12 protein-coding genes are annotated in these 14,442 nt (G+C 40.3%); 3 read left to right on the top strand and 9 right to left on the bottom strand.

Annotated elements, in window-relative coordinates; all coding sequences use genetic code 11:
• Positions 1 to 65: 65 nt before the first annotated feature.
• The 3 genes from PaeCFBP13512_RS11975 (at position 66) to PaeCFBP13512_RS11965 (ending at position 3,548) form a co-directional block, all read left to right on the top strand.
• Positions 66 to 317 (top strand): KGG domain-containing protein, encoded by a 252-nt coding sequence (locus PaeCFBP13512_RS11975; RefSeq protein ID WP_137223524.1) that lies wholly within the window; start codon positions 66 to 68, stop codon positions 315 to 317.
• A 288-nt stretch (positions 318 to 605) separates the two neighbouring features.
• Entirely contained in the window at positions 606 to 2,276 is a 1,671-nt protein-coding gene (ilvD, locus tag PaeCFBP13512_RS11970) for a dihydroxy-acid dehydratase (protein ID WP_137223522.1), read from the top strand.
• A gap of 147 nt (positions 2,277 to 2,423) precedes the next feature.
• Positions 2,424 to 3,548: an AI-2E family transporter gene (locus tag PaeCFBP13512_RS11965; RefSeq protein ID WP_137223298.1), complete on the top strand. Its 1,125-nt coding sequence runs from the start codon at positions 2,424 to 2,426 to the stop codon at positions 3,546 to 3,548.
• Between the two features lie 84 nt (positions 3,549 to 3,632).
• On the opposite strand, the gene PaeCFBP13512_RS11960 is transcribed toward PaeCFBP13512_RS11965, so the two are convergent.
• The 9 genes from PaeCFBP13512_RS11960 to alaS all read right to left on the bottom strand — a co-directional run bounded on the left by PaeCFBP13512_RS11960 (position 3,633) and on the right by alaS (position 14,072).
• Positions 3,633 to 6,179, bottom strand: coding sequence for a methyl-accepting chemotaxis protein (locus tag PaeCFBP13512_RS11960; RefSeq protein ID WP_241669360.1), 2,547 nt, complete (start codon positions 6,177 to 6,179; stop codon positions 3,633 to 3,635).
• Positions 6,180 to 6,398: 219 nt separating this feature from the next.
• Positions 6,399 to 7,769, bottom strand: coding sequence for a peptidase U32 family protein (locus PaeCFBP13512_RS11955; protein WP_137223296.1), 1,371 nt, complete (start codon positions 7,767 to 7,769; stop codon positions 6,399 to 6,401).
• Between the two features lie 39 nt (positions 7,770 to 7,808).
• The gene (locus PaeCFBP13512_RS11950; protein ID WP_137223294.1) at positions 7,809 to 8,741 is read right to left on the bottom strand and encodes a peptidase U32 family protein; all 933 of its coding nucleotides are present in this window, start codon (positions 8,739 to 8,741) and stop codon (positions 7,809 to 7,811) included.
• A gap of 24 nt (positions 8,742 to 8,765) precedes the next feature.
• Complete coding sequence (gene mltG, locus PaeCFBP13512_RS11945; protein WP_241669359.1) at positions 8,766 to 9,815, bottom strand: endolytic transglycosylase MltG; 1,050 nt, start codon at positions 9,813 to 9,815, stop codon at positions 8,766 to 8,768.
• Between the two features lie 91 nt (positions 9,816 to 9,906).
• Positions 9,907 to 10,215, bottom strand: coding sequence for a DUF1292 domain-containing protein (locus PaeCFBP13512_RS11940; protein WP_069329191.1), 309 nt, complete (start codon positions 10,213 to 10,215; stop codon positions 9,907 to 9,909).
• A 4-nt stretch (positions 10,216 to 10,219) separates the two neighbouring features.
• Positions 10,220 to 10,516 carry a DUF1292 domain-containing protein gene (locus PaeCFBP13512_RS11935; protein WP_069329190.1) on the bottom strand — a complete coding sequence of 99 codons (297 nt, stop codon included), beginning with the start codon at positions 10,514 to 10,516 and terminating at the stop codon, positions 10,220 to 10,222.
• 11 nt (positions 10,517 to 10,527) lie between these two features.
• The gene (gene ruvX / locus PaeCFBP13512_RS11930) at positions 10,528 to 10,944 is read right to left on the bottom strand and encodes a Holliday junction resolvase RuvX (RefSeq protein WP_069329189.1); all 417 of its coding nucleotides are present in this window, start codon (positions 10,942 to 10,944) and stop codon (positions 10,528 to 10,530) included.
• Positions 10,945 to 10,962: 18 nt separating this feature from the next.
• Positions 10,963 to 11,223, bottom strand: coding sequence for an IreB family regulatory phosphoprotein (locus tag PaeCFBP13512_RS11925; RefSeq protein WP_069329188.1), 261 nt, complete (start codon positions 11,221 to 11,223; stop codon positions 10,963 to 10,965).
• Positions 11,224 to 11,444: 221 nt separating this feature from the next.
• A complete protein-coding gene (alaS, locus tag PaeCFBP13512_RS11920) occupies positions 11,445 to 14,072 on the bottom strand; it encodes an alanine--tRNA ligase (protein ID WP_069329187.1) in 2,628 nt (875 codons plus the stop codon).
• Positions 14,073 to 14,442: the final 370 nt, after the last annotated feature.

Raw genomic sequence — 14,442 nt, 5'->3', positions numbered from 1 at the left:
AAGTAAGGTTTAAGTATACATGGCATTCCATGCTTACACTTATATAAATAAGGAGTGATTTGGTGATGGCACAGAATAATAACAACAACGGCAAAATGAGTCGTGAAGAAGCAGGTCGTATGGGTGGCCAGGCAACCTCCAAAAAACATAATAAACAATTCTACCAACAGATCGGCAAAAAAGGTGGAGAAGCCACTTCTGAGTCTCATGATAAAGAATTTTATCAAGAAATCGGTAAAAAAGGCGGAGAAGCCACTTCCGAATCTCACGACAAAGATTTTTATAGAGAAATTGGCAAAAAGGGCGGCAGCCGTTAATACCATAAAAAGCAGACATTTCCATTAATGGTGGAATGTCTGCTTTTTTTGTGCCATCTTTTTTATTTCGTTTTGTTTTGCTACGGATTTAATATATATTCGCTAGAAAAAAGCTAACATATATGATAGACTCTATAGAAAACTTCCGCGTAATTTGTATATTTATACTACGTTATGCAAGACTTTTTTAGCTTTTACCTTTGGCGTTACAACGCGCTAAAGCTCCAAAGCTTACTATTATATATTTGGGGGGAAATCGACACCATGGTAGTCAACAAGGGCAAAAAAATGCGTTCCGATATGATCAAAAAAGGTTTCGACCGTGCACCACACCGTAGCTTACTTCGTGCCGCAGGCGTTAAAGAAGAAGATTTTGGTAAACCGTTTATCGCGGTATGTAACTCTTATATTGATATCGTACCGGGTCATGTACATCTACAAGAGTTTGGTAAAATCGTAAAAGAAGCGATCCGTGAAGCAGGCGGCGTTCCATTTGAATTTAATACGATTGGCGTAGATGATGGTATCGCAATGGGACATATCGGTATGCGTTATTCGTTACCGAGTCGTGAAATCATTGCTGATTCTCTTGAAACTGTTGTGGCCGCTCACTGGTTCGATGGCATGGTCTGTATTCCAAACTGTGACAAAATCACACCGGGTATGATGATGGGTGCTCTTCGTGTTAACATCCCTACAATGTTTGTTAGTGGTGGACCGATGAAAGCCGGTAAAGACAAAAATGGCCGTTCGATTTCCCTGACATCTGTATTTGAAGGTGTAGGTGCTTACCAAGCTGGTAAGATTGATGATGCAAGTCTGCTTGAACTAGAACAATTTGGTTGTCCAACTTGTGGATCATGTTCAGGTATGTTTACAGCGAACTCGATGAACTGTCTAGCAGAAGCAATGGGTATTGCTTTGCCAGGTAACGGAACGATTCTTGCAGTGTCTGAAGATCGTCGTGATTTTGTTCGTAAATCAGCTACACAATTAATGGAATTGATCAAATTAGACCTTAAACCTCGTGATATCGTAACTAAAGAAGCATTGGATAATGCATTTGCTTTGGATATGGCGATGGGTGGTTCTACAAATACAGTTCTTCATACATTGGCTCTTGCTCAAGAAGCAGGTATCGACTATCCAATCGAACGCATCAATGAAGTCGCTAACCGTGTACCTCATTTGGCGAAATTGGCTCCAGCTTCTGACTGGCATATCGAAGATGTTCATTTGGCAGGTGGCGTAAGTGCTGTGTTGAATGAATTGCTCAAAAAACCAGGTGCTCTACATCCAGATTGTATTACCGTTACAGGTAAAACGATTCGTGAGAATGTAGAAGGACAAGAAATTAAAAATACTGAAGTTATCCACAAAATTGATAATCCTCACTCTGAGCGTGGCGGTCTAGCCGTATTGTTTGGTAATTTGGCTCCACAAGGTGCTATTATCAAAGTCGGTGCTGTTGATGCTTCTGTAGGCGGATATCATAAAGGCCCTGCAATCTGCTTCGATTCACAAGATGATGCGTTGTACGGAATTGCTAACGGTCATGTGAAAGAAGGACATGTCGTGGTTATCCGTTATGAAGGTCCTAAAGGCGGCCCTGGTATGCCAGAGATGCTTGCTCCTACTTCTCAAATTGTAGGTATGGGTCTTGGTGCCAAAGTCGGTCTAATCACAGATGGACGCTTCTCAGGAGCTTCTCGTGGTATCAGTATTGGTCATATCTCGCCAGAAGCTGCTGAAGGTGGACCTATCGCTTTCGTAAATGATGGAGATATTATTGAACTGGATCTGAACGAACGCAAAATTGAACTTCATATCAGTGAAGAAGAATTTGCTGAGCGCCGTAAAGGCTGGGTTGAATTTGAACCTAAAGTAAAAACAGGATATCTAGCTCGTTATTCCAAACTTGTAACCAATGCAAGTATGGGCGGAGTTATGAAAATATAGTCATATGCATATTCAATAGATTGTTGAATATTCGTTTTAACTCAAAAGGAACTGTCCTCAGGGGCAGTTCCTTTTTTTATTGACGTGGCCCAAACCCGCTTATAAAATGCTTGTATACTATGTTAGAAAAGGAGATTTAGTACGCTTATGCTTCCTTTGTACAAAAAATACTGGCGAACTGCTTTTGATATTGGCGTTGTGATTTTGACGGTATATCTAGTGCTATTACTCGCAAGCAAGCTATATCATATTGCTGCGCCTATCTTTTTATCTTTTATTATTTTTGCTTTAATCGAACCTTTTGCCATGTTTCTTCATCGTCGTGGATTACCCAAAATGGTCTGCTCAGCGATAGCTGTTCTTACTTTTGTATTATTTTTACTTGGTGCATTGTTTGGTGCAGGGCTTATCTTTATATCACAGTCTGCTCAGATTGCAGATAATTTGCCTGAATATGCTAAGATTATTCAAAGTCATTTCACACGACTAACTACATTGATGCATCAAGAAATGAATACCTTACCAGACAATGTGACACAGCGGATTAATGAATATTTTGCGATCTTTACAGGAAACTTAGCCATTTGGGGTAAAGCGGCATTCAACTATGTGTTAGGCTGGCTTAGCTCATTTTCTACGTTTATTGCTAACTTTGCTGTAGGTATTATTTTAGCGTTCTTTTTGAGTGCTGAAATCAATCTCTGGCGACGTGTAGCTACCGAAAGAACACCGAACACACTCAAAAAAGCTTATTTCTTTTTAAAAGAACATGTTTTCTATGCTATCGGTGCTTATCTTAAAGCACAATTCATCATGGTGATGATTACTTTTGTATTGGTGTACATAGGATTGCTTATTTTGGGCGTGAATAATGCTTTCTCGATTTCGTTACTCAGTGCAGCATTTGATATTTTGCCATTACTCGGTATTCCTGTTATTTTTATTCCCTGGATTGTGTATCTATTTGTGGTTGGTGAGACAGGGCTTGCGATCGGATTGATCGTTTTATTAGTGGTTGTGATGTTGACCCGACAATTATTAGAACCCAAAATCACAGGAAATTCGATTGGCATTTCTTCAGCATATTTGATGTTATCGGCAATGATTATTTCTTTATCTATTTTTGGTGTGGTGGGCTTAGTATTGTCGCCGATCTTAATTATCTTGTTAAAAGAATTGTGGTTACAAGGATATCTACAACGGTGGATCAGACTTCCACAAGAAGAATTTGAACCGATACAAGAAGATGATCCAGCTCCGCCTGTACAATAAATGATCAATAGGTATACCCACCAAAAAAAGCCGAAACCCCGTATTGAATACAGGGCTTCGGCTTTTTGGCTTTTTTTAAATCTATTATTCTTTTTTGTCTGAAGTTGTATCTTGCTCTGCATCTGCTTCAGTATGTGTTGCTTCTGGTTGTTCGTGCTCTATTTCAACTTGTGCTTCTGGTTGTTCTTCTTGCTGTGATTCTTGTGCTTCATTCACTTCTGTAAATGGATCTATAGACGATTGCAACGCATCTGCATCTCCTTCGTCTTCTTCCACCGTAAACCGTGAGATCGTTTCTTTCAAATCAAGCGATACATTTTCCAATTGACCTGACAATGATACCAGTTGACTACTTACATTGTGTTGTTCATTACTTAGAGAAGCCACTTCTTGTGATGTAGCAGAAGATTGTTCTGCAACCGCACTTACATTACTCATCGCTTCAGACATCGTATTTTGCACCTGACTAAGCTCATTAATCGAATCTGTAACTGAATTTAGCTTGGTAACAAAAGCAGACATTTGTCCTTGAACCGATTCGAAAATAGTCGTTGTATCTTTAACTGCTTCTGTCTGTTGTTTGAATAACGGATAGGCATCATTCAGAACTTTAATCGTCTCTTCCATTTCCTGCTGAATATTGGTGGTAATTTTGCCAACCATGAGAATAGATTCGCGTGATTGTTCTGCTAACTTACGTACTTCATCAGCAACTACCATAAATCCTTTACCGGCTGCTCCAGCACGAGCGGCTTCAATCGTAGCATTAAGAGATAAGATGTTCGTTTGTTTGGTAATATTCTGCATTACCTCAAGCACTTGTTGAACAGAAGACGTACTTTGTTGTAATGAGTCGATCCGAGCGCCAAGCGAACGAATCATATCTTCTGTAGTCTGCGTGCGAGTAAGTAATTTTTCCATATGCTGAACACCTGTTTCACTAGCTTGTTCCACATCATGAGCAGAAGCACCCATTTCGTTGTTAGCACTGATTACTTTATTCATTTGACCCATAATACCATCGGCAAGTTCTGTACCACGTTCTGCTTCCAGAGCAAGACTGCCTGCACCATTTGCAATTTCTTCAGTAGCAACAGCGATTTCTTTAGCTGATGTAGCTGTCTGTTTGGAAGCATTACTAAGGATTGTCGCTGTACCTAATACTTCTTGCGCCGATTGATTCGTTTGCTTAACCAGATTCGTAATGTTTTCCATCATTTCATTAAAAGCCGAACCTAACTGCCCAATCTCATCTTCAGACTTATGAGTCGTCCGAACATTCAATTTACCTTGTGCACCCTGACGCATAAGTTGTTGTAAATTCTGTAACGGCTTCGCAATAATACGAATAATAAAGATACCGATTAATACAGCAAATACAGCATCAATCACAGCGAAAATCAAAGTCATATTTAAGATCGGTTTGGCACTAGATACCAGTTCATTAATCGGTACTGTCCCTACTAATTTCCAATCTGAATTCTGAAGTGTACTATATGCGATCAAAATAGGCGATTGACCATCACTATTTTCTACTCTACCGCTTTTCTCTGTTAATTGAGGTAAAAAGCTGTAATTCGATGGTGTTGCAATATCTGCATTATTTGTGGAAGCAACGACCGTATTTGTCGCACCACCAATAAGATCAACACGACCTCCAGTACCCATATTTACATTAGCAATCTGATCTTCGATCAATTTACTGTTGGCACTGATTACAAAAATAAACGAATCAGAAGTATTGGTCGTACGGACAGCACGTGCGAATAAGAAGTTTTTGACAGTGCCTTGCATTTCCATGGTAGGTACCCACTGCATCACACCGTTGCCACTTTCTAATTCTTTATACCAAGCTGTATTACGTACTTCATCCTCTGCCGGAATCTGTACCCCTGCTCCTACAATATTCACTGCTTTATTCATTGGAATAATATAAATTGAATCGATAGCATCTAATGAGTTGAGTTGATTTTGTAGATTACTTGTAATTGCATTAACCGCTTGGAATTTCTCAAAATCGTCTATACCTGCTGTAGATAACTTCACTAACTGATCTTGCATATTAGGATCGAAAAAGATTTGAGTAGATGAATTCACCAGTTGTCCCAAAATCACATCGAGTTTTTCACCTGTTTGAATAATCGTCTGTTCATTACCGATCGCTGCATTTTCTTTGATAATACTTTTTGCTATCAGATACGAGAACGTTCCTAACGATACCACGAGCAACATAATAGCAATAAAAAAGATAAGAAATAATTTGATGCCTACCGATTTTGCTGGATTTAATCTACCCCAGCGATTAGTGGGTACAGATGGATCATTTGATGAGTTTGAATAGTTACTTGAGAACTTAGGAATTTTCGCCCATTTGGGTAGTGTACGAGAATGTTTTGCTGTCGTGGGGAGAATAGAAGGTTGTTGTGTATTCGCTTTCTTTTCTGGTTTAAACCATTTCTTCTGAGCAACTTCATTAGCCTTTTTCGCTAAACCTGTACGCTCACTTTTCAATTTCTTTTTTTGTTCTTTTTCAAGCTTCTTGGTGTCTGGAAGTGTTGTTTTGCTGTTTGACTTGCCTTTTTTCTGCAATAACCCCATAATCTTCACCGCCGTTTTAGATTTCGTGTGCATACAGGTTTTTATGTAATCCTACTTGTTTTATCCCTGCTTCACCTTATAAACGAAACAAAAAATAAGCATTTCGAATGCTCTTGATTCCATTATCGGTTATAAACCAGGAAATTTGAACCCTTTTTCGCAAAAAAATAAGGTCTATTATACTATGCGGTATAATAGACCTTATTACCTTATAAGATTGTAAATGATTCCATTATTTTCTTATAACTTAAATTATACTGTAACTGCTGTTTTAACAGCTGATTTGCTTTGTTTGGTGTTGTTTTTACGCATCATATCAAAGTAACGAACAGGATGATCAACTTTCATTTTCACTTTTTGTAATGGATGGCGTGCAGCATCTAACTCGTTGCCATTTTCATCCCACAATTGACCGACTGTTTGTTTGAAAAACATTTGATTCGGTCCAAAAAATTCGATCTCTTGTCCTGGTTTGAAATGGTTACGCTGTTGCACCGTTGCGATTCCTGTTGTTTCATCATAATCCAGTACTAAGCCTGCAAAATCATAAGGAACTGCTTTTTCTTCTGCTTCATAGATATGATCTTCATGATCAGGTGTATCATAGAAAAATCCTGTATTTAGTGGACGATTCGCTGCTTTATTAATATCTTCCAACCATTCTGGCTTCAACACATAATTCTCAGGATCAGCCATATATGAATCGATTGCTTGACGGTACGCATTCACCACAGTCGCTACATAATGGATCGATTTCATACGCCCTTCAATTTTGAAGCTATCTACACCGACTTCAATCAGATCAGGAATATGCTCTAACATACACAAATCTTTGGAACCCATAGAGAACGCAGAATCTTGTTCTTCATAAAGTGGTTTCTGATTCACGCCCAGACTAAAGGATTGCAACATTTGTTGATCAGCCGCATCTTCTTCTGATACCCATTCTTGTTCTGAACGTGCATCTTCGAATAGATCATATTTCCAACGACAAGACTGACAACATCCACCACGATTAGAGTCACGATCTGTAAAGTGGTTCGATAACACACAGCGTCCTGAAAAAGAAGAACACATCGCTCCATGAATAAAGGCTTCGATTTCAACATCTACATGTTTTTTGATCTCAGCAATTTCAGCAAAGCTTGTTTCCCGTCCCAATACAACCCGTGGTAATCCTTCTTCTTTCCAGAATTTCACCGCTTGCCAGTTCAATGTGGATTGCTGTGTACTCAAATGGACTTCAAGACCGGGCGCACAGCGTAGTGCTGTTTCAATAATCGCAGGATCTGCTACGATAACCGCAGAGATGCCTACTTCTTCTAATTTGCACAAATACTCTTCAAGACCCGCAATATCTTCATCATGAGCATAAATATTGGTAGCTACAAATACTTTAGCACCGTAACGATTTGCAAATTCGACCCCTTCACGCATTTCTTCAAAACTGAAGTTATCTGCATTCGAACGAAGACCGTATTTTTGTCCACCAATATAGACTGCATCTGCACCATAGTGAATCGCAAATTTCAGTTTTTCTAAATTACCAGCAGGTGCTAACAATTCAGGTTTGGCTAGACGATGACGTTTACCATAATACTTTGGTTTTTCCGTTGTTGACATGGAAAGCCCCCCTTTTCAATCATTCCATCTACACTGCAATCAAAATACTTGTTCTTTATAAAAGAAACCAAATGACAATTCACGTTCAGGATCTTGTATACGACGAATCTCATCCATCCATGACTCATCAAATTCATATTGTTCTGGATCTTGAGCATACTGATCAATCGCTTGACGGAACATGCGGACCGCTGTTTCGTTATAAGTAATTGATTTTAAAATGCCTTCGATTTTGAAGCTTTGAACGCCTGCTTCCATCAGCAAGTGTAAATCTTCCAGAATACATACATCTTCTGAGCTCATAATATGCGTTCCATTGGTATCTTCATAGATAGGAAATGTCTCATCCCGACGTTCGGCTTCAATCAGGAACAATCCACGTTGCAGACCTAGATCATTACCATCCACAGGTCTACCCTGATGTTGCATATAGCTACCGACTAGGCGTCTTTTGGAATGATAAATATTCGTCATCCCGTGTACCTGTACTTGCGCTTCCACTTCTAGCTTGTCGATCATACCTGTGATCTCATCCATATTGAGTTCACGTGCCAGTACAGCTCTTGTAGCACCTTTACGGCCCCAGTAGTTCGCTGTCACTGCATTGGTCGAAGTCATCTCAGCATTCCAGTGTAACGCTATTCCAGGCGCATGCTCACGAGCCAATGCTACGATAGCAGGATCGCCAAATTCGATCCCATCTACTTGTAACGTTGTCAGCTGTTTGATGTATTCTAGTAAATCTTCTAAAAGCTCATTAGTCATTAAATTATTGACGGCTACATAAATACGTTTGCCATGTTCATGCGCATAATTTACTGCTTGTGCAATATCTTCTACCTTGAACTCCCCAGACAATCGCATTCCATAACGTTCTTCACCGATCAGAAAAGCATCTGCTCCTGCTTCTGCCAAACGATATAATTCTTCCAGCGAAGATGCTGTAACCAACAATTCAGGTTTTGTATTCATCTTGAAGCCGCCTCCCACACAGCCTTACTTGGCTGTACTCTTGCTTGTTTCGATATTTTTGAGATGTTCTTGATACGTTTGAGCGAATAAATGCCCGCCTGTACCGTCTTTTTTGGTCACATAATATAAATATTTTGAAGCTTCAGGTGCCAGTGTTGCTTTGATCGCATCTAGACCCGGATTCGCGATCGGACCTGGTGGTAACCCTTCATGTAAGTAAGTGTTGTAAGGACTATCTATTTTAAGATCTGAGTATAACAGTCGGGCTTTTTGCTTGCCTAGGGCATATTGCACAGTTGCATCAATTTGGAGCTTCATATTTTGCTTCAGACGATTATCGATTACCCCTGCAACTTGAGCTCTTTCTTCTGGAACGACAACTTCACGTTCAACAAGAGAGGCCTCTGTTAACAGCTGATGCACCGTCAAATTGCGTTCTTTGAGCTGAGCATCTAGATTATCAATTGAACGCAGCTTGGTGCGTGTGGCTAACAACATATTAGCGATAATATCGGATTCTGTACTTTCTATCGGTAAATCATAGGTTGCCGGGAACAAATACCCTTCCAGTGGATGAAGAATGCCGTCTCCAGTAGGAACTTTCAATTCTTGAGCAAGCTTCATGGATGAAGGATCATCAACCAATTTCATAAAAGCATCACGATCTACAAATCCTGCTTCACTTAACTTATCCGCAATCTGTGTCACGGTATAACCTTCAGGAATCGTAAATTTCATCGTTTTGGGCACCACAACATCTGCGTTATTCAGCTTCGTAATGATTTGAGCATATGTTAGACCTGGCGTGAACTCATAATCACCTGCTTTGAATTCGCTACCTTCACTATTTAATTTCAAATAGACTTTAAAAGCCAACGCATTTTTGATCAATCCATTTTGAGCTAATTCTTCAGCTACGGTTGATTTGCTTGTTCCTGATTTTAATGTATATGGAACGACTTGATCTGATGTTGCTGTAGGTTGCATGGCATTCCAGCCGTAGCCAATACCTGCTGCAATCACAATAAGAACAATCAATATTATCCATATCCCTGCCCTACCTCGTCTGCGCAATGAATATAACAGCTCCTTTTACAGCCAAAAAGAGCGGAATAGATCCCGCTCTTTTTGGAAGATAATTGTGCATATTGTACTGCATCCGTGATTAATCTTCAAACGGTAATGTCAGTTCGTCATATAGCTCGGCTACATCTTCCCATTCATCATCATCATCAATAGTCACAAGTTCAGGTTGTCCATCTGCATCATCAATGATTTTTAAAATCTCGACGTTGTCTTCAGGAATAACCGTATCTTTTTGCAAGACTGCATAAGTTCCTGTGTCTATCTGAAACTCACTGACAATACGATAAACAGTGACTTCGTTCTGTTCATCCGTTAGTTCAATCAACAGACCATAAGCTTCTAGCAATCTTGACGTAAACTTGACGTTACTCGCAGAAAGATCCGTCATGGGCTTATTCACCATCCAATTCAGCAACTAAAGTATTGAATGTTTCTTCAACGATCTGCCATTCCTCTTCATTTTCGATAATGAAAAGTTTGAGATCATCGTTATCTTCTTCATAGCGAAACGCATATACTTCGTCGGTATCGTCCTCTGTGGATTCCATAGGCACGACCATCATATATTTGGCGTCCGAACCATCAACCTCGAATTTCATGATGACTTCAAACTCTTCTTCATTACCTTCATCATCAGGAATATAAATAATTTCTGGTTCTTCCTCAAGCAAATTTTGATCTTTAGCCATATTTACCACCCTCACCTTTTACTTTTGGCATCCAAGTAATTTTGTAAAATCAAGCTTGCAGCCATTTTATCAACCACTAGCTTGCGTTTCTTGCGACTTACATCTGCCTCGATAAGCGTACGCTCAGCTGACACGGTTGTAAGCCTTTCATCCCATAGGTGAACAGGTAGCTGCACAGATTCTTTGAGACTTTCAGCGAATTCCATACTTAGTTGACCACGGGGACCGACGCTTCCGTTCATATTCTTGGGTAGTCCAACAACAATCTCGGTCACTTCAAGTTCCTGTACAAGCTCTACGATCCGTGCACCGACATCTTTGGTACGTTTACGATCAATAACTTCTACCCCTTGAGCGGTCCAGCCAAAAGCATCGCTTATCGCAACGCCAATTTTTCGATCCCCATAATCCAAACCTAATATTCTCATTTCTTGTACGCTCCGTCTCTACCGATGACTGGCCAGGTAGGATCGGACCAGTTCTTCTATTAATTCATCCCGCTCTTTTTTGCCGATCAAACTTCGAGCATTCTTATGCCGGGGAATGTAAGCGGGGTCCCCTGAGATCAAATATCCGACCATTTGATTGATCGGGTTGTATTCCTTCTCAACCAGTGCATCGTATACAGTGAGAAGTATTTCCTGAGAAGAGGTTTCGTGCTCGTCACCCTTCACATTAAATTTAACTGTTTTATCCATGGAGTCCACTCGCTGACACCTCGCTTTTTGGAAAAAGTGTATACTTGTACACTTCCTCAAAATGGAATCCCTTGCTGTTCATGCTGATTCTTTTTCATCATAACACAACAAGGGATATACAAGGAATATTTACGTTAAAACTATTCAAAAAGTTACAAAATTGTTTCAACTTTTTGAATCTAACACGCTATTCCTTCTATTTTATACCCATTATCTGATACTCATATCACTTAGATGGATGCTACATGTTGTTTGGCTGCTTCAAGAGCTTCAGCTAATTTGGAAGCATCTTTACCGCCGGCTTGTGCCATATCTGGACGACCACCACCGCCACCACCACAGATAGCAGCGACTTCTTTAACCAATTTACCAGCATGAAGTCCACGCTCAATACCTGATTTCGGAACAACGACTACAAAGTTTACTTTATCGTCTTGAGCAGCTCCTAATACAAGCACTGCTTCAGGCAATTTGCCTTTCAATTCGTCTGCTAGACCACGTAAAGCATCCATACTTGGAACATTGACAGATACAGCCAATAATGGTGTAGAACCAATCATTTCCACTTTGTCTGTTAATTGACCTGCTTCGATCAAGCTTAATTTACTTTGTAGAGATTCATTGTCACGACCTAGATCGCGAAGTTGTTGGTTCAATGACTCGATGCGTTTAGGCACATCATGTACATTTGATTTCAATTGTACCGCAGCTTGCTTCAGAATATCCAATTGGCTATCCAAGAACATGTAAGCTAGGCGTCCTGTAACAGCTTCGATACGGCGTACACCCGAACCGATACCACTTTCAGATACTAATTTGAACAATCCAATACGTGCTGTGTTATCGACATGACAACCACCACATAGCTCAATACTGTAATCGCCAATCTGTACAACACGTACGATATCGCCATATTTCTCGCCAAATAATGCCATAGCACCCATCGCTTTCGCTTCGTCAATACCTTTGTACTCGATCTCGACATCAAGACCTTTCCAGATTTCCTGATTCACACGACGTTCGATATCTGCCAGTTCTTCCGGTGTGATACTACCGAAGTGAGAAAAGTCAAAACGTAAACGCTCTGCTTCAACCAGTGAACCTGCCTGATTAACATGTGTACCCAATACATCTTTAAGTGCTTGATGAAGTAAATGAGTCGCGGTATGGTTTTTGATAATATCGTTACGATTTGGTGCATCTACTTCTGCTGTAACCACATCACCGATATGAAGTTCACCCGAACTTACCGTTACGATATGCACAAATTGTCCGCGTGGAGCTTTGAACAATCCTTCAACAGAAGCTTCTACAGTATCGTTGCTCAAACGTCCTACGTCACTGATCTGACCACCACTTTCAGCATAGAAAGGAGTCACATCTAGAATCACCTGACACTGTTGACCTTCACCGACACGGTCGACCGAAGCTTCTTCTTGAATCAATGCGACTACAGTAGCTTGTACGGTTAACTGCTCATAACCGATAAATTCACTTTTGCCTTCAAAATCAGACAATACGCCACCTTGTACTTTCATACTACCACTATCTTGACGAGCTGCACGAGCGCGATCACGTTGCTCTTGCATTGCTGTATCGAAGCCTGCACGATCTACAGTCAATCCATTTTCAGCTGCATAGTCTTCTGTCAAATCAAATGGGAAACCATACGTATCATACAATTTAAACGCTTCTGCGCCACTGATCGCTGTTTGTCCATTTTGCTTCGCTTGTGTACTCAGATCAGCCAAAATATTCAAACCATCGGATAATGTCTCATGGAAACGCTCTTCTTCTGTACGAATAATTTTCTCGATAAATTCACGCTTGGATACTACTTCTGGATAATAGACGCCCATAATCTCGCCTACAATACCGGTTAAGCTGAACAAGAACGGTTTATCCAGACCGATCACTTTACCATAACGCACTGCACGACGTAACAATCGACGGATAACATAACCGCGTCCTTCGTTCGAAGGCAATACGCCATCTGCTGCTGCAAAAGCAACCGTACGAATATGGTCAGCAATGACTTTCAACGCTACATCGGTTTCTTCATTTTGTTTATACGTTACACCCGCAATTTGAGCGGCTTGTTGAATAATCGGTTGGAACAAGTCAGTATCAAAATTAGAATCCACTTCTTGCAAAATCGAAGCAAAACGCTCTAACCCTGCACCTGTATCTATGTTTTTGTTCGGTAGCGGTGTGTAGCTACCATCTTTGTTATGATTAAATTGAGAGAATACAAGGTTCCATACTTCCAAGAAACGTTCATTTTCTCCACCTGGATACATCTCAGGATCATTCGGATCAAGAGCGCCGTAAGCATCTCCACGATCATAGAAAATCTCACTACAAGGTCCACAAGGGCCTTCACCGATATCCCAGAAATTTTCTTCCAAACGAATAATACGTTCAGCAGGTAGACCGATTTTCTCGTTCCACAATTTGAAAGCTTCTTCGTCTTCTGGATATACTGTTACAGATAAACGTTCTGGATCAAATCCAATCCACTCTTTGCCCGTCAAAAATTCCCAAGCCCATGTGATCGCTTCTTCTTTGAAATAGTCACCGATAGAGAAGTTTCCTAGCATTTCAAAAAACGTATGGTGACGACGTGTTTTTCCTACATTTTCAATATCATTGGTACGAATACATTTCTGTGAATTCGTAATACGTGGATTTTCAGGTTTTTCGCGTCCATCAAAATAAGCTTTGAGTGGAGCCATCCCTGCATTAATCCACAATAGAGATGGATCATTATGAGGAACTAACGGAGCGCTTGGCTCAACATTGTGTCCTTTGCTTTCGAAAAAAGCGAGCCATTTGGAACGAATTTCACTTGCTTTCATAAGTAATGAGCCTCCTCAGAATAGTTAAACATCAATTTCTTGGTGATCCAGTAATCTATCCAACCTGTATCGCTTGACAAGTCGGTAAAAAAAAAGCGCCCTGCGCAAAATCAGGGGCGGTGTTCTGGTGTATATCTAACAATATTCCCTGCAACCGCTCTTTTATTGTATATAGGTCTCTTGAATAAGTGACTCTTAACCGCTGAATACATCCGATTAACACTATGTAGGGTTCGGTCATCACTTCAATTACCTGTGTAACAAAAGATGTATGCCTGGATCTCCTTTATTTCGGCTCATCTAACGTTCATGTTCCGAAATTTCACGGTTCTTTAACAACTATATCAGTATATCTAGCGCCCATACGTCT

It is taken from the genome of Paenibacillus sp. CFBP13512, from assembly GCF_005233705.1.
Lineage (GTDB): Bacteria > Bacillota > Bacilli > Paenibacillales > Paenibacillaceae > Saccharibacillus > Saccharibacillus nuruki.
The sequence above is the reverse complement of the archived record's forward strand: the minus strand, read 5'-3'. Positions and strand labels throughout refer to the sequence as shown.

Coding starts and splice junctions, on each gene's coding strand:
- PaeCFBP13512_RS11950 (WP_137223294.1), bottom strand. CDS start 8,741: ATGAATACAAAACCTGAATTGTTGGTTACAGCATCTTCGCTGGAAGAA.
- ruvX (WP_069329189.1), bottom strand. CDS start 10,944: ATGAGAATATTAGGTTTGGATTATGGGGATCGAAAAATTGGCGTTGCG.
- PaeCFBP13512_RS11955 (WP_137223296.1), bottom strand. CDS start 7,769: ATGTCAACAACGGAAAAACCAAAGTATTATGGTAAACGTCATCGTCTA.
- PaeCFBP13512_RS11965 (WP_137223298.1), top strand. CDS start 2,424: ATGCTTCCTTTGTACAAAAAATACTGGCGAACTGCTTTTGATATTGGC.
- PaeCFBP13512_RS11975 (WP_137223524.1), top strand. CDS start 66: ATGGCACAGAATAATAACAACAACGGCAAAATGAGTCGTGAAGAAGCA.
- PaeCFBP13512_RS11960 (WP_241669360.1), bottom strand. CDS start 6,179: ATGCACACGAAATCTAAAACGGCGGTGAAGATTATGGGGTTATTGCAG.
- PaeCFBP13512_RS11935 (WP_069329190.1), bottom strand. CDS start 10,516: ATGGCTAAAGATCAAAATTTGCTTGAGGAAGAACCAGAAATTATTTAT.
- alaS (WP_069329187.1), bottom strand. CDS start 14,072: ATGAAAGCAAGTGAAATTCGTTCCAAATGGCTCGCTTTTTTCGAAAGC.
- PaeCFBP13512_RS11940 (WP_069329191.1), bottom strand. CDS start 10,215: ATGACGGATCTTTCTGCGAGTAACGTCAAGTTTACGTCAAGATTGCTA.
- ilvD (WP_137223522.1), top strand. CDS start 606: ATGCGTTCCGATATGATCAAAAAAGGTTTCGACCGTGCACCACACCGT.